The following is a 24,845-nucleotide window of genomic DNA, read 5'->3' on the forward strand; positions in this document are numbered from 1 at the left end:
ATAGATTTCTTCATAGCTAATCTTAGTATGTTTTTATTCCTTTACAAGCAATATTTCTATTGTTGATAGGATATATTTTATATTTGCTACCTCAAACTTTTTATAGAGATAGTATGAATAATTCTAAAATAAGTTGTTTATCCATATAAGATGATTTTAGTTTGTAGTCAGTCTCTGCACAAGCGTTTATGATGTTAAACAAACTTTCTAGTTTATAATGACGGGATTGATTGAGTGCTAGTTTTACTCTATAAGGATGTGCATTTACAGTCTTTGCAATTTGTTGCCCACTATAGCCTTTTTGACTAAGAATTTTACATTGATAATATAATCTATAATTACTAGTAATTAATGCCAGTAATTTTATAGGTTCCTCTTTCATAATAATTAAGTCATTGACTAATTGTATAGCTTTATTCTTTTTACCTTTTTGAATGTATTCAGTTAGTAGAAAAACATTTTGCTCTAAACTTCTATTAATAATTAGATCGATATCTTCTTTATTAATTATAGGTCTTTCGCCTATGAATAAAATTAACTTTTCCAATTCTTGAGAAACAATATTATAGTTAACACCAGTTAATTCAATAAATAATTCAAGAGCATCTTGCTTAATATCTTTATAATTATTGTTTAGTGTATTTTTAATCCAATGCTTTAATTCCTTCTCAGACATTTGTTCAATTTTCTTAAGTTGTGCATTTTTCTTTAATGTTTTCGTGAGTTTTTTTCGCTCATCTAGTTTAGACTGATGCACTTCAAAAATAATGAGATTTTCACCATCATATTTTTCTAAAAATTTTATAAGCTCGTCAGAATTGTGATTTAAATCTTTAGAAAATTTTTCCCCTGTAAAAACATATGAGTTTTTAACAACAATTGCTTTTTTATCCGAAAAAAAAGGCATAGTAAGTGTCTCTTCAATAATCGGAGTTAGGTCACTCTCGTACAAATTGTATTTTACATAATTAAAGTCATCTATCTCTTGTCCTAGATAATCATTAACAATTTCTTTTGTTTTTTTTTCGACTAATTCTGGTACTTCACCGTAGACAGTGAAGATATGGTTGCTCATACGTACACCTTCCTCTATATATCATACGCATGAATTATATCACTTTACGATATACTTTCTCTAGCTAAACTCTTTTGATTTAAAATATCACGGTAGACTATGTAAACTTCTTCATCTAAATTTATAGTTAATTCCCCGTTGTCTTGAGTATCAAAAACTTTACTACCATAATATTTTAATCTTTGAATAACATCCAAATTAGGTAAATGATACTTATTATTTTTACCACTAGATATAAGACTGATTTTAGGTTCAATATCTTTAATAAATAATTCCGAACTACTTGTCCTACTTCCATGATGACCAACTTTTAGAATATCTATTTTTGGTAAATTATATCTCTTCATAAGAATGTCTTCATTATTAACAGTTGCATCTCCCATCAGTAAAATATTAATATCATTATATTGAATTAATGTAACAATAGAATGTTCATTTTTATCATCACTTAATGATATAAAACTATTTAAAAAGCTTATCTTACTATTATCAATTTCTATTTTTTTAACTTGGTTTACATCTATGATCTTTATCTCTTTCTCCTTGCATTTTGTCGTAACCTCTTTAAGTAATTCTAATGGGAAACTTTCAATATTTAAAACGATATTATTCACATTAATATTATTTAAAAAATATATTAATTCACCCATATGATCAGCATGAGGATGTGTAATTACTAAATAATTTATAGTGGTAATACCCTTTTTCTTAATACTGGGTAAAATTTTATATTTGGCAATATTATTATGTTTAAAACTTACATTTTCATTTCTTTTCCCTCCTGTATCAATCAAAACATTTTTATTTGACTTTGTTTTGAATAAAATGCTATCTCCTTGGCCCACATCAAAAAGTGTTAACTCGGCATAATGTGGTCCAATTAAATGTGTAAAAATGATTAAAACAATTAAAAAACTTATTACGGATGTAACAATCCCTCTATAGACAAGTATGTAAAGAAAAATTAACGTTAGTATAATCAAAATAAGTAAACTATATTGGTTTAATTTAGGAATGTACCACTTAAAATGATTTAAATTTAAAAATAAATGAACTATCCAATCGTGAATTTTAAAAAGTATATTTATATAAGTATTTAATAGGAAGCTATGTTGAAAAATATGAATTAAAATAAAGTAGATAATGACAGAAGGAAATAATATAAAAGAGTAGAATGGAACAAATATAAAATTAGATAGCAAACCTATCCATTGAAATTGATTAAAATGATAGGTATTAATTACAATTGAACCTAATTGAGCCAAAAAGCTAATAATAAATAAACATTTAAGTGGTTTTAAACCACTTATATATGGTTTTGTCAATATAATAAATAAACTTATCAAAAAAGAGAACTGAAAACCAATATGATTAATAAATTGAGGATTTAAGACAATCATTAACACAAATATAAATGAAAGCACATGTATAGAACTTTTCCTAAAATGGATTGGCATAATAAGTATGATGATTGCAATTGAAATAGCACGCATGGCACTAGGTACAAATCCAGTATAAACAGCGTAGATTAATAATAGTAAAATAGTTACACCTTTAATGAGAACTAGAGGTATATTTAAACGTACTAACAGTTGATAAACGAGGACAATAATTGTACCAACATGTGTACCACTTATAGCTAGTAAATGGTAAATACCTATATCTCTGATGTTAGATTTGTAGTATTCATCAATTAGAGAGGTATCACCAGTTATCAACGCTAATATTCTTTCAGGATGCGTGACTCCAGATTTATGAATAATTTTGGTGATATAATTTTGATGATGATATATAGGAGTGAAAATACTGTTTTCCTGGCAAGACTTAAATTGAACTGTTGAAATATTCAACAAGAGAAACTCTTTATCGAATTTAAATTCTCCTTTAACTCGACAACTTTTATGAGTTAAATCTTGCTTCAAATTTGACTTTAATGCTTTATAAAAGTATCTATAGTCTTTATTTTTATAATTTAATATGCCAGTATAGTATGTTGATTTAGGTGTAAAAGATTTAAAACTAACAAAATCATCAATAAAAGGTTCACTAAATAAACTATTTAAGTTTTTAATTTCAGTTTGGTTATAGGAACTTATTAAAAAAATGAACTTATAGCTGAAATAAACATTAATGATAGTATTATAATATTAAGCCTTTTAATCATAATTAGTAACAAAAGCGTTAATAATAAGGAGATAGAGATTACTTTGAATTTTATCCAAAGTACCCCTACCAAAAAAGAAAGAGCAATGTAAAACATTGGTTATTCTTGTGTCAGATATTGAGCAACATATTCAGGTGAAAACGGAATTTTTTTATATTCAATTCCTGATTGCTTCAATAATTTAATGGCATAGTCATGATTATGATAATCTTGTGCATAGTAAATCGTTTTGATACCTGCTTGTATTATTGATTTCGTACAATTTAAACAAGGGAAATGAGTAACGTAAATCGTTGCACCTTCTGTTGATACACCCTGTTTTGCACATTGTAGTAGCGCGTTCATTTCTGCATGAATAGTACGTATACAATGTCCATCTTCAATCAAACATCCCTCATCAATACAGTGCACTTCTCCAGCTACTGAGCCGTTATATCCACCCGCTATTATTCTATTATCCTTTACGATTGTAGCACCAACTGATAATCTTCTACACGTTGATCTTAATGCCAGTAAATGACTCTGGGCCATGAAGTATTCTTCCCATTTAATTCGTTCCATTAACTATGCCTCCTTAAAATAAGTAGTTGTAATATTTATAGCTTAATCATTTAGATTTAATATTGCAATAAATGATGATTTAAATAGTAAAATGTTCTTTCAGTTTTTCAAATGTCTTCTTTCCAAATCCTTTTATTTTCATTAAGTCATTGATACTATTAAATCCATTATTTTTTTCTCTGTAATTTAAAATATCTTTAGCTTTACTTGGACCTATACCTGGTATGTTTTTCAATTGTTCTTCAGTAGCAGAGTTTAAATTCAAAGGTTGATTCGTGTTGATTTTTACGTCACTCGAATTCAATGCTGCTTGCTGTGAGTCTATTTTCATACTATTCTCACCCTTTTTAGGAACATAGATAAGTTTTTGGTCAACTAATTTTTCAGAAAGATTTAATTGTGATAAGTCTGCATCCTTTAATACCTCTGCTTTATTTAAAGCATCAATGACTCTATTCGAAGAAGACATTTCATATACATTCGGATGTTTAACAGCACCTTTAATATCGATAAATATTTTAGTTTCTTTTGTATTATCTTTTTGAATAGACACTTCTTTTTTATTTAACTTTTTGTTGTTTGTTATTTGCTGGTCAGATAATTTAGATTGTCCTTCCTGACTATTCTGTTTCAAATCACTATTGTTATCGTTGAACAAGTAAAAAAAGAATGTTATTAACATTATTAATATAATTAAGATGTACAATTTCCATTTCATAAAAAAATCGATATATCGCCTATTAATATTAAACACAAAAAATCACTCCTTCAGTATTATTAACGTACTGAGAAGTGATTTTACTTTTAAAAATTTATTTTTTAGCAACAAAAAATAAACGATGGGCATCTTCTTCATGACTGTGAATGTTAAAGTCTGTAAAAGTTTTAACACTATGATACCCAACATCTTGTAGTAAATTTCGATAGATTTGTTCGTCATATGTTCTTTGATAATGTGATTCGTCAAAGCGTCGATACAATCCATTTTGCTGTGATACAAAGAAAGTCATTTCATGATAAACACTTAATGGTTCTTCCCCACATATTGCATCCCAACCTACAAAAACATTATCAGATTCATCAAGATAACTTTTATTATTAAATAATGTTTTCATTTTATGAACAGTATGTACATCAAAAATAAAAACACCATTTTTATTTAAATGCTGATACACTCTTTCGAATGTCATTTTTACATCATTTAATGTTTCTAAATAATTCAGTGAATCACAAAATATTGTAATCATATTAAATTTTTTGTTCAAATTAAAGTGAGTCATATTGCCTTCGATCCACTTCACCTGATTTGTTTTTTGGCTAGCTATTGATAACATATCTACACTAATATCCATACCAGTAACTTCACCTAGTGACGTTAGTAATTGTGTTAAGTTGCCAGTACCACAACCAATATCTAACAAATCATGACTATCAGAAGGTAAGAAATGTTGAACAATATTAAACCACGAATGATACGGTTGATCTTGAGTAAGTTGGTCATAAACTAAACTCATATCTTCATATTGATTCATGACTAAAATACTGCCTGACCATATTCTTTAATAGGTGCATCTTGATACAATTTCTCTAAATTGTAGTAGCTTCTTTCATCTTTATGAAACACATGAACAACTACATTTGCTAAATCAATAAGTATCCATCGAGCTTCTTGATAGCCTTCCATACGTTTAACTTCAATATCATGTTTATGTGCCACTTCTTTAACAGATCTAGCAATGGACTGAACTTGACGTTCATTGTTACCGTGACAGACTACAAAATAATCTGTCATATCACTAATTTCATTCATATTGAGAGAAATAATATCTTCTGCTTTCTTATTCTCCGCAGCTTCGACAGCAATATTTAATAATTCTTCTGAATTCATTTAATCATCCTTTATTCTTTCATCGCTATAATTATAATAATTTAAACACGCAATTGTGGCGTCATATACAGTAATATCCTTTTCTATTAAAAATAATACAGTGCGCTTAGAAATCTCATAAATTGTCTTATCTAAGCTACCTTGATTGTATGCCATATCTCTAATTTCTTCAACTCCAGGCGTTTTTCTACCAGGCTCTATATAGTCTGCAATAAAAACAAGTTTCTCAGTTTTAGTCATTTGTTGACGTCCAGTCGTATGATATTTTATAGCAAGTAAAACTTCTTCATCATTTACACCAAATTCATGTTTCATAATTGCCGCACATACTGGTCCATGAAGAATCTCTCCACCATAACTAAGCAAATCACTTTCAAGGTCATATTGTCTAACAATTTGATACATTGTACTTAAGTCTTCGTATTTACAGTAATCATGTAATATACCTGCCAACTCAGCTTTTTTGATATCACCATCGTATATTTCTGCTAACTTAACTGCGGTATCCGCCACTCGTAATGAATGTTGATAACGTTTATCAGGCAGTTTTTCTTTTACCAGTTCTTTAGCTTTACTTATCTCCATATAACCCCTCCTCCTTTATATAATTCTCTACCCCTTTGGGTACTAAGACTTTTATAGATTGGTTCATTTTCACTCTATTTCTAATCATTGTGGAGCTTATATCTATTCGAGGTATCTTTATAGAAATCATCTCTTTACTTACATTTTGGTTATCAGTTTCTCTATTCACAACAATAAAGGTTACAAGTTTTTTTAATTCATTAATTTTATACCACTTATCCAATTGTTTATACTGATCTGTTCCAATAATAAAGTATAACTGTGCATTATGATATATTTTTCTGAGATGCAAAATGGTTTCATACGTATAGCTTGGACCTTTTCTATCTAAATCAGTAGTGCAAATTTCACCAAATCCAATCTCTTTAATAGCGAGCTGTATCATTTTTACTCGTTGTACAGAATATAATTGCGTATTATGATGCTTTAAAGGGGCCATATAACTAGGCAAAAAGAAAAATATATCTGGTTTAATAGCATGATAAACCTCACTTGCTACTGCTAAGTGAGCAGTGTGAATCGGGTTAAATTGACCGCCAAAGAGAACGATTTTTTGATTCATTATGGCAATTTGATTTCTTTATTTTCTTCAGACTCTTTATATAACACAATCATTGACCCGATTATCTGTACCAATTCACTTTGCGTTTGCTCAGCTACTAATGCTGCTAAATCTTTTTTATCATCAAAATTATTTTGTAATATATGAATCTTAATTAATTCTCTCTTTTCTAATGTTTCAGAAATTTGTTGAATCATATTTTCATTAATACCACCTTTACCTATTTGGAAAGTTGGATCAATGTTATGAGCTAAACTACGTAAATATCTTTTTTGCTTACCAGTTAACATCATAATTCTCCTTTCAATTCATGAATTACTACGTTTTTCATTGCTTCTATATCTGGTTCTAGATTAGTCCAAATTTTAAAACTTTCAGCACCTTGATGAACGAACATATCGAGACCATTATAGATTGGATTTCCTTTTTGTTCGGCTTCTATCAGTATTGGTGTTTTATATGGATTATAAACAATATCACTTACTAATGTATGAGAAGCTAAACGATTTAAAGAAATTACAGAATCTTTATTTCCGTACATACCAGCAGGTGTAGTGTTTATTATAATATCAAATTCATCTAAATGGCGTTCTGCATGGCTTAAATTTATTTTGTTAATATTTAACGACCAATTATTAAAACGAGACATCGTTCTATTTGCGATTGTTATAGTAGGACGAACGATTTTATATAATTCATTTGCTATGCCTTTACTTGCTCCACCTGCACCTAAAATTAATATATAAGCGTCTTCTATACCTTCATATATTTGCTTTAAACCATTGACATAACCAATTCCATCAGTATTATAACCAATCCACTTACCATCTTTAATTAAAACTGTATTTACCGCACCGACAGATTTCGCTTGTTCATTAATATCATCTAGGTACGGAATAATACGTTCTTTATGTGGAATAGTAACATTGAATCCATCAATGCCCTTTTCTGAAATTATTTTTTTAATGTCTTGCAATTGATTAACTGGTACATTTATCGCTTCATAAGTGCTTTCCAAATTTAAAGATTGAAAATTTGCATGATGCATCAATGGCGATAATGAATGAGAAATGGGGTTTCCAATTACTGCAAATTTCACTTTTATCACCTCATTTTAGAGAATTGAATTTCTTAAAATAACATCTACATGTTTTGGAACACGAACTATCACTTTTGCACCAGCATCAATAGTTATGAATCCTAAACCAGATATCATTATGTCACGTTTAGTTTTACCGGTTTCCAGTCTTACTGCTTTTACATCATTAAGATTAAATTGTTGTGCATCTTGAGGTGGTGAAAGCAATGCGCCTAATTGGGATTTCCATAAATCATTAGCTTTTTCGGTTTTAGTTCTATGAATATTTAAATCATTAGAAAAGAAACAAACAAGTGGTCTTTTACCACCAGATACATAATCAATGCGTGCCAATCCTCCGAAAAATAATGTCTGTTTTTCATTAAGTTGATACACACGTTGCTTTACTTCATTTTTAGGTATGATGATTTTCAACTCATTTTCAGATACATAGTTTGTCATTTGATGTGATTGAATGATACCTGGTGTATCAAACATAAATGATTTTTCGTCTAATGGAATATCTATCATATCTAAAGTTGTTCCTGGAAAGCGTGATGTAGTTACTACATCCTTTTCTCCCACACTCTGTTCAATTAATTTATTAATTAATGTAGATTTTCCAACATTTGTTGTACCTACAATGTATACGTCATCTTTATTTCTTACATGGTTTATAGATTGCAATAATTCATCAATCCCCCAACCTTTATTTGCAGAAATAAGAACGACATCTTCTGCTTCTAATCCATATTTACGAGCAGATTTTCTTAACCATTCTTTTACACGTCGATGATTAATTTGTTTAGGTAATAAATCTATTTTATTTGCCACTAATATAATTTTTTTATTACCAACAATCCGTTGTATTGCATTGATGAATGACCCTTCAAAATCAAACACATCTACTACATTGACAATAATTCCTTTTTTTTCAGATAGTCCAGTAAGTAGATTTAAAAAATCTTCACTTTCCATACCCACATCTTGAACTTCATTATAATTTTTCAATCTAAAACATCTTCTACAGATGACATCTTCTCGAAACATATTATGTTCTGGAACATAGCCGGGTGCGTCTTTATTTTCTGACTGTAGGGGTGCACCACATCCAATACATTTTAGTATTTCATTCAATCAATTTTCCTCCCATTTAATATAACCTTTTTTTCTAAAATGATTTAATAATCGTCTTTCAATTAATCGATTAAACTTTGTAATTAATCCATCAGTCCGTTTAACAGGTACTACCATAATTGTATATAAACCATTACAATTGCCACCAAACACATCAGTAAGCATTTGATCTCCTACAACAACAGTTTCTCTCGGTTGGATTTTCATTTTTTTTATAGCCATCTTAAAGGCTTTCCCCATTGGTTTACGTGCTTTGAATATATAATCTACACCTAAACTACTAGAGAAACTTGATACACGACTTTTATTATTATTTGACACAATTGTAACAGTTATTCCTAAATCTTTAGCCTTAGCAAACCACGATTTAACACCGTTAGTAGGTTCTTTAACATCCCAACCAACAAGTGTATTATCTAAATCAGTTATGATACCTTTAACACCACTATCGGCAAGTTTTTCTATATCAATTTCAAATATTGATTTCACATATGCATTTGGCATAAATAATTTTTTTATGATTCCCACTATCTTTTCACCTTTACCTTTATAATGATTCTACTAATAATGAAACTGTCTCACTAGATGATAAAGCTGCTTTATCTAAAAATTCTTCAAAAGAAATATCGGCTTTACCGTTTGCTAAGTCAGAAACAGCTCTAGTTACGATAAATGGTACTTTAAATTGGTAACATGTTTGTGCAATTGCAGTTGCCTCCATTTCGACAGCCATAGCTTCTGGAAATTGTTGCTTAATTTTTTGTCGCTGCTCTGAGCTACCTATAAAACTATCACCACTAACAATCATACCTACTTTACCATTCAGTTGTTGTTGTTCTAATACATGCATTGTTTTTTTCAACAATGTAGGATCAGTAGTATAAGTTTTAGGCATTTGAGGTATTTGTCCAAATTCATAACCAAACGCTGTAGCATTAGCATCATGATATAAAACATGGTTACTCACTAATATATCTCCAATAGATAGTGTTTGATCTAATGCACCTGCTGATCCAGTATTAATGACGACTTCAGGATTAAATTTTTCTAATAACAAAGTCGTTGAGATAGAAGCATTAACTTTACCTATACCACTTTGTGTTAAAACCACTTCTTTGTGGTTTAGCGTGCCAACATAGAATTTAACATGCGCAATATTTATTTCATTCATATCATTCAATTTACGCTTTAAAATCGTCACTTCTTCTTCCATTGCTCCAATAATTCCTATCATATATCTTTTTACACCTCATTTATAAAGCATTAGCATAAGTATTTTATCACATTTTAAATATCTCCACGATAGCTAGTTTTAAAGTATAAATGCTTAAATCGCTATGGTTAAATAATATCTATTCTTATTTATAATTAAAAACTACCCTGCAATTGATTTAAAAACAGTTGCGGGTAGTCATAGAACTTTATTATAAAATTAACCTTTCCAAAGACTTGCTAAATCTTGTAATGAAAAAATACCAGTCATTATCGTGACAATGACGGCTATAATACCAAAAACAAGCATCCATGTTGGGTGTTGGTAATCACCAACGATAGATTTTTTCCTACTTGCAATGAGAATTGCACCTAATGTGATTGGTAGAATCCAACCATTAATCGCTCCAGCTATTATAAGTAAACTCACCGGTTTACCAATAAATAAGAAAATAAAAGTTGAAATTACAATAAATATAATAACGATAAGATTATTTTTATGGAGTAACGATTTGTGTAGTGTTTTTAAAAATGTTGCGCTTGTATATGCAGAACCAATTACGGAGGACATTGCTGCTGCAAATATTACTACACCAAAAATATTTTTACCTATAGGACCTAATGCATGTTGGAAAACCGATGCTGGTGGGTTATCTGAACTAAGCGTAACGCCAGTTACAACAACACCTAGTACAGCTAAAAACAATAAGGCACGCATAACACCAGTTGTTAAAATACCTGCTATAGCAGAGCGATTTACGAAAGGAAGGTATGTCTTACCTTTTATACCAGAATCTAGAATTCTATGTGCACCTGCAAAAGTAATATAACCCCCTACTGTACCACCTACTAATGTAATAATAGGTAATATAAGTTTGAAAGGATGTTCAGGTGCAAATGTATGTACTAATGCATCTCCATAAGGGGGATTTGAAATGACCATGACATAAGCTACTACTAAAATCATTACGATACCTAGAATCATACTAATGACATCCATTATTTTCTGACCACTTCTACTAACAAAGATAAGAATCGCAAAAATAGCTGTTATTGCAGCCCCCCATTTGACATCAAGACCAAATATTGCATTTAAACCTAAACCTGCACCAGCAATATTACCTATGTTAAATGCGAGACCTCCAAATGCAATTAGAATGGAGATAATAGTACCAAGTCCAGGTAATACTTTATTAGATATTTCTTGTCCACGTAATCCAGTTACCACTAATATTCTCCAAATATTTATTTGAGCGCCTATATCTATAATAATAGAAATTAATATTGCGAATGCAAAACTAGCATAAAATTGTGCAGTAAACACTGCAGTTTGAGTAAGAAATGCTGGACCAATAGCTGATGTAGCCATTAAAAAAACTGAACCATATAATAATCGTCTATGCTTTTCTGTGAATTTAAAATTTTGTCCTTTTTGATTGAAATCTTGTTTTGTATTTTCCCCCATCTTTTGACCCCCTATAAGGATTGAATATCAATGCCTTCTTTCATTAATTCATTTCTAATTTGCGTAACAAATTCTAATGCGTGTTCACCATCTCCATGAACGCAAATTGTATCTGCTTTCAAATCGATGATTTTTCCATTTTTACTTATAACTTTATTTTCCAAAACCATTTTTAATGCTTGTTGGATTGCTTCGTCTGTATTAGTGATAGTGGCATCGGTTTTTTTTCTACTTACCAATTGTCCATCATCTTCATAACGACGGTCAGCAAATACTTCCGAAGCTACCCTAAGCCCAACTAATTCAGCTTCCGAAATAAGTAATGTATTCGCTAAGCCGACAAATATTAGATTTGAGTCGAAATCAAAAACTGCTTGAGCAATTGCATGTGCAATTTCTTTATTTCTAGCCCCCATTTGATAAAGAGCACCATGTGGTTTAACATGCTTCATTTTTACATGATTGATTTTACAAAAGCCACTTAACGCACCTAATTGATATACAACTAAGTTATAAATTTCATTTGGAGTAAGATCCATTTTACGACGACCAAAGCCTTTCAAATCAGGAAGACCTGGATGCGCTCCAATACTTATATTATTTTTTTTCGCTAATTGAACGGTTTCATTCATAACATCTTCATCACCTGCATGATAACCACAAGCAATATTAGCAGAAGTTATTAATGGTAAAATATGCTGATCTCCACCGAATGTGTAATTACCGAAAGCTTCTCCTAAATCACAATTTAAATCAATTTTCAACTTCATTTCACCTCTTTAATGATTTGATGTTTTTCAAGAAATTTAATATCTACTTTACTTGCATCGCCTTTTGCATATATTGGATAATTTAAAACCGCATATAAAAAGTCAGCTGTAGTAGTAAAACCTTCGATGACCAGTTCATCTAACGCAACTTTTAGTTTGTTAATAGCAATTTGTCTATTAGAATCCTTTACAATCACTTTAGCTACAAGTGAATCATAATAAGGAGAAACTTGATAACCTGTGTAAAGTAAAGAATCTACACGTATATTAAATCCTTGAGGTAAGTGTAATTTATTAACTTTTCCTGGAGTAGGTAAAAAATTTTTTTCAGGATTTTCAGCATTTATACGTGCCTCAATTACATGACCATTAAATAAAATATCTTTCTGAGTGAATGGTAATTCACCGTGTGTTAATAAATATAACTGAGCTTGTAATAAGTCTCTATCAGCACGCATTTCTGTAACTGTATGTTCAACTTGAATACGAGCATTCATTTCAATAAAGTAATGTGCATCTTCTGTAACTAAAAATTCTATTGTTCCAGCACTACGATATCTTGAAGCTTGAGCTACTTTAACTGCATCACTACATATTCTTGTTCTTCTTTGTTCAGTTAATGCAGCACAAGGCGCTTCCTCTATTAATTTTTGATTCTTTCGTTGAACAGAACAGTCACGTTCACCTAAGTGAACATAGTTATTTTTACCGTCTCCGATAATCTGCACTTCCACATGTTTTGCTACTGGAATGAATGCCTCTACATACACTCGATCATCATTAAAATATTTTTGTCCTTCACTTTTAGCCTCTTTCAATGCCTGATCCAATTGAGATGCTTCTTTAACAATTCTGATACCTTTCCCACCACCACCACTAGCTGCTTTTAGTACAACTGGAAATCCAATTTCTTTGGCTAATAATTTAATTTCATCTACACTTTGAACAGCATCATTAGAACCTGGTATAACAGGTACACCTGCTTGTTTCACAGTTTGTCTGGCAGTAATTTTATCTCCCATCATTTCCATAGTTGTCTTACTTGGTCCAATAAAGTGTATATGGTTGTCTTCAACGGCTTTCGCAAAATTCGTAGATTCCGATAAGAAACCATAGCCAGGGTGAATAGCGTTTGATTCTGTAACTTTTGCAGCAGATATAATACGATCAATATTTAGATAACTGTCTAATGGATTTGCTTCACCTATGCATATTGCTTGATCGGCTAAACTTACATGTAAGCTAGTTTCATCACCTTTTGCATAAATGGCAACTGTCTCAATGTTAAGCTCTCTACAAGCTCTTATAATCCTTACTGCTATTTCGCCTCTATTTGCAATCAAACATCGATACATCAATGAATTCCTCCTATTTAACTCTGACTAGTAGCTGATCATATTCAACATTGTCTCCATGTTCTACTAATATTTCTGTGACCTCACCTGAAACATCCGTAGTTACTTCATTCATAACTTTCATAGCTTCAATGTAACCGATAACATCTCCTTCAGTTACTGTATCGCCAACTTTAATCTTAGGTTCTGTTAATTCTTTACTATCTTGTAAGAAGAATGTTCCAACCATAGGAGATTTAATCTCTTGCTGGTCATTTGATATGGATTCTTGTTTTTCATCATAGGATTTAATATTATCTTGTTGAATATCTTGAGATAACTGTTGTGAATATTGTTGAGATGCTCCATTAGTAAAATCAAGTTCTATTTCATTATCAGCGTCCTTATACTTAAATTTTTTTACATCATTAGCTTTTACCAATTTAATGACTTTCTCAATTTTTTTAATATCCATTTAACTATCCTCCTTAATTATTTCTGCAATTTTATTAGAAGTATGTCTAATATGATTTAGGTTAAACAATGGTTGCTCATCAAAACGCTTTAATAATTGTTCAAATTTAGACTTAAATTCTTTAAGCCTTTTAGAAGCTTCTTCAACAGTTATCCATTCAAACTGTATAATGTCTCCAGGCTTCATCTGTGCTAATTTTCTTAAATCTAATTGTGTTACCGTTGCAATTTTTGTATAACCACCAATTGTTTGTTTATCATTTAAAAGAATAATGGGATTACCGTCGCTAGGTACTTGAATACTGCCCAAAGCGACAGGTTCAGAAATGATATCAGCACTATTTTTAGGTGCTACTGTATTACCTTTTAATCTGTATCCCATTCGATCTGATTGATCAGAAATTTTGAAATCACTATTTACGAATTTAGCTATCGTTTCTTCATCAAATTCATTGATTTGAGGTCCTTCAATGACGTGTATGTAATTATTATCAGGTATAGATGAGAAATCAATTGTTTTTCCTAAATTAGTTTTATAGTTATGATTAACTTGAGTTGCAATAACATCGTATTTCTTTAATGCACGACCTTTAAATCCGCCCATTCCACTCCTAACATGTGTAGAATAGCTTTGAGCCACTTTATTAATTTTAAGTGGGTGTCCAAAAACAATATATCCTCTTGCTCCTTCAGTGATTTGACCAATGTCTAATTGATCTCCGTTTCTTACATGATAAACGGTTAGTAAATCAATTTTGTTACCATTAAGTTTCGGTTCTGAATCACCACCGACAATGGCAAAAGTATTGTCTGTTAAAAATTCTATCTTAGGACCTGCTAACGTATATTCAATTGCTGGTCCTTGATTTCCGATAAGTTTTTGTGCAATAGAAAAACTATAGTAATCTAAAGCACCTGCTTCAGAAAATCCTAAATCCTGATACCCAATTCTACCTATATCTTGAATTGTTGAAAACAGACCAGGCTTTAAAATTTTAATACTCATCTTGATATGTCACCCACTTATCTATATCAAATTTTCCTTTATTAATATCGTTTGATATTTTTTCAAACTCTTGATAATTAATACTATAAAATTGTATGTAATCACCAGCTTCATATAACGTCATTGGTGACCTATTTAAATCGAAAACTTTTATTGGTGTGCGACCAATAATCTGCCAACCACCAGGTGAGTCCATAGGATATAAACCTGTTTGATTATTTGCTATTCCAACAGAACCAGCGTTAATTTTGATTCTAGGTTCAGATCGTCTAGGTGTGTGCAACTTAGCATCTAATCCACCTAAGTAAGGGAAACCCGGCATAAACCCAAGCATATAGATTAGATAAGGTTGTTGTGTATGTATTTGAATAACTGCTTCCTGACTTAATTTATTAACGTTAGCTACTTCTGATAAATCTGGACCAAAATCTCCACCATATAATACAGGTATATGAATGATACGCTGTTTAAAATGTGATTGTTTTCCACTGTTCAAACCTTCATCAAATTCTAAATTTTCTAATAATTCAGCTCCATTTATCTCTGAGTTATCAAAGTAAATTAGAATAGCACGATAAGAAGGTACAATGTTTGTTATTTCTGATAAATTTTTCGATTTTATGTATTGAATTGTTTGTTGTACCTTTTTGAACGTAGATTCACTAATTTCATTTTCAAAGTAAATCATAATTGTTTGTTCATTAATAAATTGTGTCCTCAAAACAAAATCCCTCCTTTTAAAAATACTAAGGAATTATTTGTTACAACAATTTTATTGTACCATTGTAATAAAGATGTTGTTTAATAATTAATTCAAATAGCTAATAATAACAAATAATAAATTGAATTAAAGTTATTAGGTTATCTTAATTATTGCAAACTTCTAAACATTAAATTTCTATTATCATTTAATCATATTGATGACAGTTTGTCATACTGTGTTGTATAAAACCTCATCAAACATATGTTTAAACTATTCTCAAATTACACAAAAAAAACCTGAGACATCAAAAATAGTCTCAGGTTTTAAAGTGCATTGAAGTGTAATCATAACTATCAAAATACAAGAATAACACTTTTTAAATGATATATTAGAATCTTATATATACAAGGTTCTACTCAAAATTTCTCTATATTACTATCCGGAATCGAGTTTAGAAAGTAATTCAATGATTTTTAAGTTTGACTTCCCGCATTTAGTAAATTATTTACTTAATTTCAACGATTTTAACGTTCATTTCGCCACCGTTAGGAAGTGGAACACGTACTTGATCATTTAATCCTTTACCAATTAATGCTATTGCCATTGGAGATTCGTTAGAAATTTTTCCTTTAAATGCGTCAGCTTCAGCAGACCCAACGATTTGATAACTTTCTTCTTCATCTCCAGGTAATTCAATAAAAGTAACTGTTTTACCAATTTGAACTACATTGTTATCACCGTTATCTTCAATGATTAAAGCATTTCTAATCATGTGTTCAATACGTTGTATATCTTGTTCAATAAAGCCTTGTTCATCTTTAGCAGCATCATACTCAGAGTTCTCAGATAGGTCTCCAAATGAACGGGCTACTTTTATTTTTTCAACTACCTCAGGTCTTTTAACCGTTTTTAATTCTTCTAATTCTTGTTCAAGTTTCTCATAACCTTCTTGAGTCATAGGATATTGTTTTTGGTTTTCCATAAATCTCATCTTCCTTTACTATAAAAATTACTATTTTTTGCTTACGAGTGATTGGATTTTAGTAGTCATAATATCTATGGCAACTTTATTGCTGCCTCCTTCAGGAATTATGATGTCAGCATGCTTTTTTGTAGGTTCAATAAATTGCTCATGCATAGGTCTAACTACATTAAGATATTGATTAATTACTGATTCCATTGTACGACCACGCTCTTTAGTATCTCTAGTAAGTCTGCGTAAAATTCGTAAATCAGCATCAGTATCAACATAAATTTTCACATCCATCATGTCTCGTAATGTCTTGTTTTCTAAAGCAAAGATACCTTCTACGATAATAACATCTTTTGGATCAAATGCAATTGTTTCTTTACTACGTGTATGTTGAGAATAATCATACGTAGGTACCTCAACTGGTTTGCCATTTCTTAAATCTTTTAAGTTATGAATAAGTAAATCATTATCAAATGCAAACGGGTGGTCATAATTTGTTTCAAGCCGTTCTTCAAATGTTAAATGTGATTGATCTTTATAGTAATAATCTTGTGCTAAGAGTGCGACACTATGACCTTCTAAATTCTTCATAATTGCATTTGTAACTGTAGTTTTTCCAGAGCCCGAACCCCCTGCAATGCCAATAATCGTTGTCTGATTCATTAGCCAATTTCCTTTCTCATCATGTTGTTAGAATAAATAGGCTTATCTACTTTAATTTGTACAATTTGTAATGGATGACGTGCTGCATCTAAAGAATTACCTTCTTCGTCGTAAATCGCTTCAACAACTTGTTTAAAACTATCAATTTCTGGGCCGAAGAACTCAATTTCTTGTCCTGGTTTAAAATGATTTCTCTGTTGTATTGTTGCTAATTGTGTTTCATGGTCATAATCTAGCACGAGGCCACAAAAATCATAAGATGACTTTTTAGACTGTTCTTCACCAAACATTTGCTCTTCATAACCAGGTGTACCTTGAAAGAAAGCTGGTGCTGTGTCACGATTTGCACATTTATTTAATTCCATTAACCATTCCGGTTTTATTTTAAAGTTTTCGGGGTCCTCAGCATATGCATCAATGACTTTACGATATACAGAAACAACTGTAGCAATGTAATGTATAGATTTCATGCGTCCCTCAATTTTTAACGAATCGATGCCTAATTCCATCATTTGAGGTATAGATTCTATTAATTTTAAATCTTTAGGACTCATTGCAAAAGGAGTAACATCACTGTTGTCATAATATAAATCTAGGTCTCCATCACTATCAACTTCAAGTAAATCATAGTCCCATCGACAACTCTGACAACAACCACCTCGATTAGAATCTCGAGCTGTCATATGATTACTTAAAGTACAACGACCAGAATATGCGATACACATTGCGCCATGTATAAACGCTTCTATTTCAATATCGATTTTTTCTTTCATTTCACTCATTTCCATTGCACCAGTTTCACGTGCAAGTACAACTCGGTCTAATCCTTCTTGTTTCCAAAATTCAACAGCTTTATAATTTGAAAGAGATTGTTGCGTTGATAAATGAATTTCTAGTCTAGGCGCAACTTTTTTACAAGTTTCTATGATAAGAGGATCCGCTACTATAATACCTGTAGCACCTGTAGATTCAAGGTTTTGCAAGTACTCTTCTAGTCCCTCCATATTTTCATCATGTGCAATAATATTCGTTGTAACATAAATTTTAGCGCCATAATGATTAGCGAAGTCTACACCTTCAGCAATCTCTTCCATAGTAAAATTATCAGCATTAGAACGTAATCCATATTCTTGGCCACCTAAAAACACTGCATCTGCACCATAGTGAACAGCAATCTTAAGTTTCTCTAAGTTACCAGCTGGTGCAAGTAGTTCAGGCTTTTTCATTATCTTTTGGGTCTTGGATTTAACTTCTTCTAAAGTTTTCATTTTAATGATAAGCCTCCTTAATATACTGTTTGTTTATACAAGAAACCTTCGTCGAATGGACGATGTTCAGGTTGTATTTCTTCTATAGGATCAACGAGCATAAATTTTTCATCTTCATATGCATCCGGATCTTCATTAAATAAATCTATAGCTTCTCGATATTGCTCTGTGACTACATTTATATATTCTTCACTTTGTAAAATACCATCTATTTTAAACGCGTCTATCCCTGCCTCAAAAAAAGGCTCTAATTCTTCTATTAAACAGATATCATTTGGAGACATGATATGCGTACCATTATAATCTTCGAAAACTGGATATTTATTATCTCTTTCTTCATCGTATAATAATAAGTCTCCATGATCATGTTGACGTTCTATCTTCATTTGTCGCTCTTGGAAAGTATAATAATTTCCTAATAGCATTCTTTTGGATTGAAACATACAAGTCATACCATGAACTTGAACTTCTATCTCTACATCAGCATGCTCTTTAATATGAATTATTTCATCTAAACTAAGTTCTCGAGCTAATACTGCTCTATTTGCACCTTTTTTCCCCCAGTAATTACACTGAAAATAATTCGTTACAAGAGTTTCAGCATCCCAATTTAATGGAATTGGATGCTCGTGTTGTTTAACATACATAACGACAGCTGGATCACCAAATATAATGCGATCTACTTGAATATCATGTAAAAAGTTAATATAGTCTTCCAAAGCGTCTAAGTGGTAATTATGGAAAATACCATTCACAGCAGCGTATACTTTTTTGTTATTTTTATGGGCTAATGCTACAGCTTCTTGCATAGCATCACGATTAAATTCTCCCGGCAGTCTTAAACCAAATTTTTGTTCACCAATAACAAATGCGTCTGCACCTTTATCTATTAGTGTTTCCATATGAGTTATTGACTTAGGAGTAACTAATAATTCAACCATAGTCATTCTCCTTTTATAGATATTGCTAATCCATCATCCATATTTATAAAGTTTGTTGTAAATTGAGATTGCTCCATCAACCATTCATTGTACTGTTGCACTTTCTTAACCATTTGTTTCACATTTCTAGAACGAACAACGTCTATATTTGAAACAAATCCATGATATAAAACATTATCAGTAACTACAATTCCACCTTTTTTTAATAACGGTGTATATAGTTGGAAGAATTTCTTTGATTGTGCTTTAGCTGCGTCGATAAATATCATATCATATTGTTTGTCATTGACTTGTTCAAATGCATTCAAAGCATCATATTCAATTATGCGGATTTGATTCTGGTATCGATACTTTTTTATGAACTTTTTTGCAAGATGAATCATGTCCTCATTTCGTTCAATTGTTGTTACATTTATATCTTTAGAAATATTAGCGAATTGCATTGAACTATAACCAATGGCTGTACCAATTTCTAAAATATTTTTAGTTCTATTCATTCGAATGAGTTGTCTTATCAAATCAAGTGTCAATTTATCAACAATAGGAACTTGATTTTCTTCGGCATAAACTCTTAGTTCTTCGATTTCAGTATCAATTGATTGATGTAATTGTGTTAAATATTTTTGATTTGAATCCATATCATTAAAACTTCCTTCATCATTAACAATTGCAAAAACAAAATAAATCAGCCCATGTATTGATTATGTTGATAGTTAATCAATGAAAATGACTGATTATGATAGTAATTCTTCTATACTTTTATATTAGAAGTAAATATGAGTATTCATAGAAATTAACTTTAGACATTTTACCATAATTAAAAGATTTTTATAAGAGGCAATTATACGAATATGTCTTTGCGCACTATTATTAGTAGGGTAAATTCAGATAATTCTAATATTAAAATGCCTGGGACAGCTTTGATTGTCTCAGGCATTTTGAATGTAATTTAAGATGGTAACTAAGTTAAAAATTTAATAATATTAAACTTTCCCTCTCAATATAATTCCATGATAGAGAAGACCTAGAAACTCAATTACACTTCTCACACAACATCTTATAAAGATTATTCGTTAATCTCAGTATTTACAACTTCTTCAATCATATCCCACTCTTCATCTGTTTCAATAGGGACTAATTTCCCTCCATCACCAGACTCATCAGGTTCATTTATCATTGGTACAAGTTCAATCATGTCTTCGTCATCTGATTGTGCACCTTCTTCTGCAAGAACGACATATTCTTTTTTGAATTCTGGATGATAAAATTCTAACATTTTACGGTATAAAACTTCATTTCCGTTTTCATCATATAACGTAAGTAATTCCTCTTCATTATTTATTGTTAATTCAGCATCGTGATTATGTTCTGTCATTTTCATTTTCTCCTTTATTGAATAGAATCTAAATAGCCTTGTAAAATAAATACAGCTGCCATTTTATCTATTACCTTTTTTCTTTTTTGTCTTGAAACATCTGCTTCAAGTAAAGATCTTTCAGCAGCCATTGTACTTAAACGTTCGTCCCACATAACAATATCAATAGAAGGGACAGACTCTTGTAACTTTTCTTTATATTTTATTGAAGCCTCTCCACGAAAACCTATTGAATTGTTCATATTCTTGGGTAAGCCAATAACAACAGTTCCAACTTGATTATCTTTAATAATCTTCACGAGTTGATCAATTCCTAAATCATCTTGTTCTTCATTGATACGGAGTGTGTCTAACCCTTGAGCAGTCCAACCCATAAGGTCACTTATAGCAATGCCAACAGTTTTACTTCCAACATCTAGTCCTAAAATTTTATGCTTTAGCATATTAATTCTTAGACTCTTTTAAATAGTTTGAAACGAGTTCTTCCATAATTACATCACGGTCTATATGGCGTATTTGGTTTCTTGCTTCATTTTGACGTGGAATATATGCAGGGTCTCCAGATAATAAATAACCCACAATTTGATTAACTGCATTATATCCACGTTCTTCTAATGTACGATGGACATTCTGAAGAACTGATTTGACATCTTCCTTAGGAATTTCTTCATAACTAAATTTCATTGTTTTATCAAAATTTTCCATATACGACACTCCTTCATAAGCGTATTCTGACTCACTTTAATTTTACACCATTATTCATTGGAGTTATAGATTTTTAATGTAATCTTTAATAAAGCGTAATGCTTCTGTTATCTTTTCAGGTTGGGTTCCGCCTCCTTGAGCCATATCAGGACGGCCTCCACCTTTTCCACCAATAATTGGTGTCATGTTTTTGATGAGATCTCCAGCTTTCACTTGATTTGTAAGTGATTTTGGTACAGTAGCAATTACAGAAACCTTTCCATCAACTTGTCCGACTAACACTATAATAGTATCTTGAAGTTTAGATTTAAAGTCATCCATAGTTGAACGTATCGCTTTTGGATCTGGAATTTCTACTTCTGTTGCTAAAACTTTCACATTATTAATCAATTCAACCTGTTCTTCAATGTTCCCCATCTTTAGTGATGTAATTTCTTTGTTGCGTTGTTCTAATTGTTTAAGCAGTCCTTTTTCTTCATCTTGAAGTTGTTTAACTTTTTCAACTACTTGGTTATCAGATTTAACTTTTAAATGATTTTTAATAGTATTAAATTGAGTTTCAATTTCTTCAAGGTGTAAGAATGCACCTTTACCTGTTAAAGCTTCTATTCTTCTAACACCAGCGCCTGTCCCAGATTCACTCACAATCTTAAAGAGACCGATTTCCGCAGTATTATTCACATGTATTCCACCGCACAATTCTATTGAAAATGGTGCCATATTGACAACACGAACAATATCTCCATATTTTTCACCAAATAAAGCCATAGCGCCTATTGATTTGGCTTCTTCAATACTCATTTCTTGAATACGGACATCGATAGCTCTCCAAATTTCTTCATTTACTCTACGTTCTACTAAATTAATTTCTTCTTGTGTCATAGGACCAAAATGTGAAAAATCAAAACGTAGTCTTTCAGGTTCAACTAACGATCCAGCCTGATTAACATGATCTCCTAATACTTCTTTTAAAGCAGCATGTAGTAAATGTGTAGCACTATGATTTTTTTGAATAAGTCGTCTATCTTCTTTGTTAACACGTGCTTCTACTTTCGCGTTTTGTGTTGCTTCGCCAAATTGCACAATACCTTTATGTAAGTTTTGGCCATTAGGCGCTTTAGTTACGTCAGTTACATTTATTTCAAAGCTCTCATTACCAACTGTTCCCTTATCTGCAACCTGTCCACCACTTACTGCATAGAATGGCGTTTCTCTTAAAATAAAGTAAATTGTTTCTCCTGCTTCAGCATGTTTAACTTCTTCACCATTGTATATGATGTGAGTTATTAATGATTGATAGTCCGTAGTTTCATACCCAACAAATTGACTATCATCTTGAATATTTTTTAGTACTTCACTTTGAACTTGCATTGATTGAGAATTCTGTCGAGCTTGTCTAGCTCGATCTCTCTGTTGTTGCATTTCCTGCTCAAAAGTAGACATATCAACAGACAAGTTTTCTTGAGTTGCTAATTCTTCAGTTAATTCTATTGGGAATCCATAAGTATCATATAACTTAAAAGCATCATGACCTTTAATAACCTGATCACTATTCTTCGCTTCTTTTATCAGTTCATTTAAAATCGTAAGACCTTCCTCAAGCGTTTCATGGAAGCGTTCTTCCTCTGATTTAATGACACGTTTAATAAAGTGGGACTTGTCTTTGACATTTGGATAATATGGTTCCATGATATCAGCGACTATATCAACAAGTTTATACATAAATGGTTCATTAATTCCCAATGATTGGCTAAAGCGTACTGCTCTACGTAATAATCTTCTTAATACATATCCTCGACCCTCATTAGCTGGTAATGCGCCATCAGCAATTGCGAATGAAATTGTTCTAATGTGGTCTGCGATAACTTTAAATGCAACATCTTGTGCATCATCAATTAAATATTTTTTTCCTGAAACATGTTCTACTTCCTTAATTATAGGCATAAATAAGTCTGTTTCATAATTTGTTCTTACATTTTGTGAGATAGAAGTCATACGTTCTAATCCCATGCCAGTATCAATATTTTTGTTTGGTAGTGGTGTGTAAGTATTGTCTTTATTGTGATTAAACTCACTAAACACTAGATTCCAGACTTCTAAATATCTTTCGTTTTCACCACCAGGATACATTTCTTCAGCAGGATCATCTTTTCCATAAGCCAATCCACGATCATAGAAAATTTCTGTATTCGGTCCAGATGGTCCTTCCCCGATATCCCAAAAATTGCCCTCTATTCGAATAATACGACTTTCCTCTAAACCAATGTCTTCATGCCAAATTCTATAAGCTTCAGTATCTTCAGGATGAATAGTCACATATAGCTTCTCAGGTTCCATGCCCATCCATTTATCACTTGTTAGAAATTCCCAAGCAAATTCAATCGCTTCATGTTTAAAGTAGTCACCGATTGAAAAATTACCTAGCATCTCAAAAAAAGTATGGTGGCGAGCAGTAAAACCGACGTTTTCTATATCGTTTGTTCGTATAGCTTTTTGAGAATTGACAATTCTTGGTTTTTTAGGAGTTTCACGCCCGTCAAAGTATTTTTTTAAGGTAGCTACACCAGAATTGATCCACAATAATGAATCATCATCGATAGGTACAAGTGGTGCAGATGGTTCAATCATATGGCCCTTTTCTACAAAGAAATCCAAATATTTTTGCCTAATTTCACTAGCTTTCATTTTTTTCATAAATAAAAACTCTCCTTCATACGTTTTTGTTAGCTCAGTTAGATAGTCATAGTTGAGTATTATTCAAGAATATAAAAACGTTCATCCACAAAGGGACGAACGTTATCGCGGTACCACCCTAGTTATAAGAATTGTGACCTATTTACATACTTGAATTTTGTTTGTCTACTATTTCTTATCACTTTGTATACTTTATTTACCTAATATAGAGT

26 protein-coding genes and 3 pseudogenes are annotated in these 24,845 nt (G+C 31.2%); all 29 read right to left on the reverse strand.

Translation table 11 applies throughout. The features are described from left to right. Nucleotides 1-100: 100 nt before the first annotated feature. Nucleotides 101-1,075 carry a DNA polymerase III subunit delta gene (holA, locus tag HMPREF3058_RS10390; protein WP_002491150.1) on the reverse strand — a complete coding sequence of 325 codons (975 nt, stop codon included), beginning with the start codon at nt 1,073-1,075 and terminating at the stop codon, nt 101-103. Nucleotides 1,076-1,119: 44 nt separating this feature from the next. Further along, nucleotides 1,120-3,335: pseudogene (locus tag HMPREF3058_RS10395) on the reverse strand (DNA internalization-related competence protein ComEC/Rec2). 3 nt (nt 3,336-3,338) lie between these two features. Further along, entirely contained in the window at nt 3,339-3,800 is a 462-nt protein-coding gene (locus tag HMPREF3058_RS10400) for a ComE operon protein 2 (protein ID WP_002446577.1), read from the reverse strand. Between the two features lie 79 nt (nt 3,801-3,879). Continuing rightward, nucleotides 3,880-4,554, reverse strand: a complete 675-nt coding sequence (locus tag HMPREF3058_RS10405) for a helix-hairpin-helix domain-containing protein (RefSeq protein WP_002475690.1) — start codon at nt 4,552-4,554, stop codon at nt 3,880-3,882. Nucleotides 4,555-4,612: 58 nt separating this feature from the next. After that, complete coding sequence (locus tag HMPREF3058_RS10410) at nt 4,613-5,332, reverse strand: class I SAM-dependent DNA methyltransferase (RefSeq protein WP_002491138.1); 720 nt, start codon at nt 5,330-5,332, stop codon at nt 4,613-4,615. Between the two features lie 2 nt (nt 5,333-5,334). Beyond that, on the reverse strand, nt 5,335-5,688 hold the full coding sequence (gene rsfS, locus HMPREF3058_RS10415; protein ID WP_002457756.1) for a ribosome silencing factor: 354 nt from the start codon (nt 5,686-5,688) through the stop codon (nt 5,335-5,337). Continuing rightward, the gene (gene yqeK, locus HMPREF3058_RS10420) at nt 5,689-6,273 is read right to left on the reverse strand and encodes a bis(5'-nucleosyl)-tetraphosphatase (symmetrical) YqeK (RefSeq protein WP_002475691.1); all 585 of its coding nucleotides are present in this window, start codon (nt 6,271-6,273) and stop codon (nt 5,689-5,691) included. Then, the gene (locus HMPREF3058_RS10425) at nt 6,260-6,835 is read right to left on the reverse strand and encodes a nicotinate-nucleotide adenylyltransferase (protein ID WP_002446583.1); all 576 of its coding nucleotides are present in this window, start codon (nt 6,833-6,835) and stop codon (nt 6,260-6,262) included. The genes yqeK and HMPREF3058_RS10425 overlap by 14 nt, the downstream gene beginning before the upstream one ends. Continuing rightward, nucleotides 6,835-7,125 carry a ribosome assembly RNA-binding protein YhbY gene (yhbY, locus tag HMPREF3058_RS10430; RefSeq protein ID WP_002475687.1) on the reverse strand — a complete coding sequence of 97 codons (291 nt, stop codon included), beginning with the start codon at nt 7,123-7,125 and terminating at the stop codon, nt 6,835-6,837. Before yhbY ends, HMPREF3058_RS10425 begins: the two co-directional genes overlap by 1 nt. Continuing rightward, nucleotides 7,125-7,934: a shikimate dehydrogenase gene (aroE, locus tag HMPREF3058_RS10435; protein ID WP_002446585.1), complete on the reverse strand. Its 810-nt coding sequence runs from the start codon at nt 7,932-7,934 to the stop codon at nt 7,125-7,127. Before aroE ends, yhbY begins: the two co-directional genes overlap by 1 nt. A gap of 15 nt (nt 7,935-7,949) precedes the next feature. Beyond that, nucleotides 7,950-9,050: a ribosome biogenesis GTPase YqeH gene (gene yqeH, locus HMPREF3058_RS10440; RefSeq protein ID WP_002446586.1), complete on the reverse strand. Its 1,101-nt coding sequence runs from the start codon at nt 9,048-9,050 to the stop codon at nt 7,950-7,952. Then, nucleotides 9,051-9,554 carry a YqeG family HAD IIIA-type phosphatase gene (locus tag HMPREF3058_RS10445; protein WP_202595933.1) on the reverse strand — a complete coding sequence of 168 codons (504 nt, stop codon included), beginning with the start codon at nt 9,552-9,554 and terminating at the stop codon, nt 9,051-9,053. It lies immediately after the preceding gene. Nucleotides 9,555-9,597: 43 nt separating this feature from the next. Further along, nucleotides 9,598-10,284 (reverse strand): 5'-methylthioadenosine/adenosylhomocysteine nucleosidase, encoded by a 687-nt coding sequence (locus tag HMPREF3058_RS10450; protein ID WP_002475168.1) that lies wholly within the window; start codon nt 10,282-10,284, stop codon nt 9,598-9,600. Nucleotides 10,285-10,482: 198 nt separating this feature from the next. Continuing rightward, nucleotides 10,483-11,727 carry an NRAMP family divalent metal transporter gene (locus HMPREF3058_RS10455; protein ID WP_002491152.1) on the reverse strand — a complete coding sequence of 415 codons (1,245 nt, stop codon included), beginning with the start codon at nt 11,725-11,727 and terminating at the stop codon, nt 10,483-10,485. An 11-nt stretch (nt 11,728-11,738) separates the two neighbouring features. After that, nucleotides 11,739-12,491 carry a 5-oxoprolinase subunit PxpA gene (pxpA, locus tag HMPREF3058_RS10460; RefSeq protein ID WP_002490285.1) on the reverse strand — a complete coding sequence of 251 codons (753 nt, stop codon included), beginning with the start codon at nt 12,489-12,491 and terminating at the stop codon, nt 11,739-11,741. A 2-nt stretch (nt 12,492-12,493) separates the two neighbouring features. Then, nucleotides 12,494-13,852 (reverse strand): acetyl-CoA carboxylase biotin carboxylase subunit, encoded by a 1,359-nt coding sequence (locus HMPREF3058_RS10465; RefSeq protein ID WP_002499441.1) that lies wholly within the window; start codon nt 13,850-13,852, stop codon nt 12,494-12,496. A gap of 13 nt (nt 13,853-13,865) precedes the next feature. Further along, nucleotides 13,866-14,108 (reverse strand): annotated as a pseudogene (locus HMPREF3058_RS12535) (acetyl-CoA carboxylase biotin carboxyl carrier protein subunit); the annotation flags it as partial. An 89-nt stretch (nt 14,109-14,197) separates the two neighbouring features. Beyond that, nucleotides 14,198-14,306: pseudogene (locus HMPREF3058_RS12540) on the reverse strand (acetyl-CoA carboxylase biotin carboxyl carrier protein subunit); the annotation flags it as partial. Beyond that, nucleotides 14,307-15,311, reverse strand: a complete 1,005-nt coding sequence (locus HMPREF3058_RS10475; RefSeq protein ID WP_002491153.1) for a 5-oxoprolinase subunit C family protein — start codon at nt 15,309-15,311, stop codon at nt 14,307-14,309. Next, a complete protein-coding gene (gene pxpB / locus HMPREF3058_RS10480) occupies nt 15,301-16,032 on the reverse strand; it encodes a 5-oxoprolinase subunit PxpB (RefSeq protein ID WP_002446594.1) in 732 nt (243 codons plus the stop codon). The genes HMPREF3058_RS10475 and pxpB overlap by 11 nt, the downstream gene beginning before the upstream one ends. Before the next feature lie 487 nt (nt 16,033-16,519). Next, nucleotides 16,520-16,996, reverse strand: a complete 477-nt coding sequence (gene greA, locus HMPREF3058_RS10485) for a transcription elongation factor GreA (RefSeq protein ID WP_002457767.1) — start codon at nt 16,994-16,996, stop codon at nt 16,520-16,522. A 30-nt stretch (nt 16,997-17,026) separates the two neighbouring features. Further along, entirely contained in the window at nt 17,027-17,650 is a 624-nt protein-coding gene (gene udk, locus HMPREF3058_RS10490) for a uridine kinase (protein ID WP_002446596.1), read from the reverse strand. Next, nucleotides 17,650-18,918, reverse strand: coding sequence for a peptidase U32 family protein (locus HMPREF3058_RS10495; protein ID WP_002491146.1), 1,269 nt, complete (start codon nt 18,916-18,918; stop codon nt 17,650-17,652). The genes udk and HMPREF3058_RS10495 overlap by 1 nt, the downstream gene beginning before the upstream one ends. Before the next feature lie 17 nt (nt 18,919-18,935). Next, complete coding sequence (locus tag HMPREF3058_RS10500) at nt 18,936-19,859, reverse strand: peptidase U32 family protein (RefSeq protein WP_002456168.1); 924 nt, start codon at nt 19,857-19,859, stop codon at nt 18,936-18,938. Nucleotides 19,860-19,861: 2 nt separating this feature from the next. Further along, entirely contained in the window at nt 19,862-20,497 is a 636-nt protein-coding gene (locus HMPREF3058_RS10505) for an O-methyltransferase (RefSeq protein ID WP_002457769.1), read from the reverse strand. 428 nt (nt 20,498-20,925) lie between these two features. Further along, the gene (locus HMPREF3058_RS10510; RefSeq protein ID WP_001830855.1) at nt 20,926-21,234 is read right to left on the reverse strand and encodes a DUF1292 domain-containing protein; all 309 of its coding nucleotides are present in this window, start codon (nt 21,232-21,234) and stop codon (nt 20,926-20,928) included. 14 nt (nt 21,235-21,248) lie between these two features. After that, nucleotides 21,249-21,677, reverse strand: a complete 429-nt coding sequence (ruvX, locus tag HMPREF3058_RS10515) for a Holliday junction resolvase RuvX (RefSeq protein ID WP_002491136.1) — start codon at nt 21,675-21,677, stop codon at nt 21,249-21,251. Between the two features lies 1 nt (nt 21,678). Continuing rightward, nucleotides 21,679-21,939, reverse strand: coding sequence for an IreB family regulatory phosphoprotein (locus HMPREF3058_RS10520; protein ID WP_001830883.1), 261 nt, complete (start codon nt 21,937-21,939; stop codon nt 21,679-21,681). A gap of 63 nt (nt 21,940-22,002) precedes the next feature. Next, a complete protein-coding gene (alaS, locus tag HMPREF3058_RS10525) occupies nt 22,003-24,633 on the reverse strand; it encodes an alanine--tRNA ligase (RefSeq protein WP_002491134.1) in 2,631 nt (876 codons plus the stop codon). Nucleotides 24,634-24,845 lie beyond the last annotated feature (212 nt).

Origin of the sequence: Staphylococcus sp. HMSC068G11, assembly GCF_001815825.1 — a bacterium.
GTDB classification, from domain to species: Bacteria; Bacillota; Bacilli; order Staphylococcales; family Staphylococcaceae; genus Staphylococcus; species Staphylococcus epidermidis.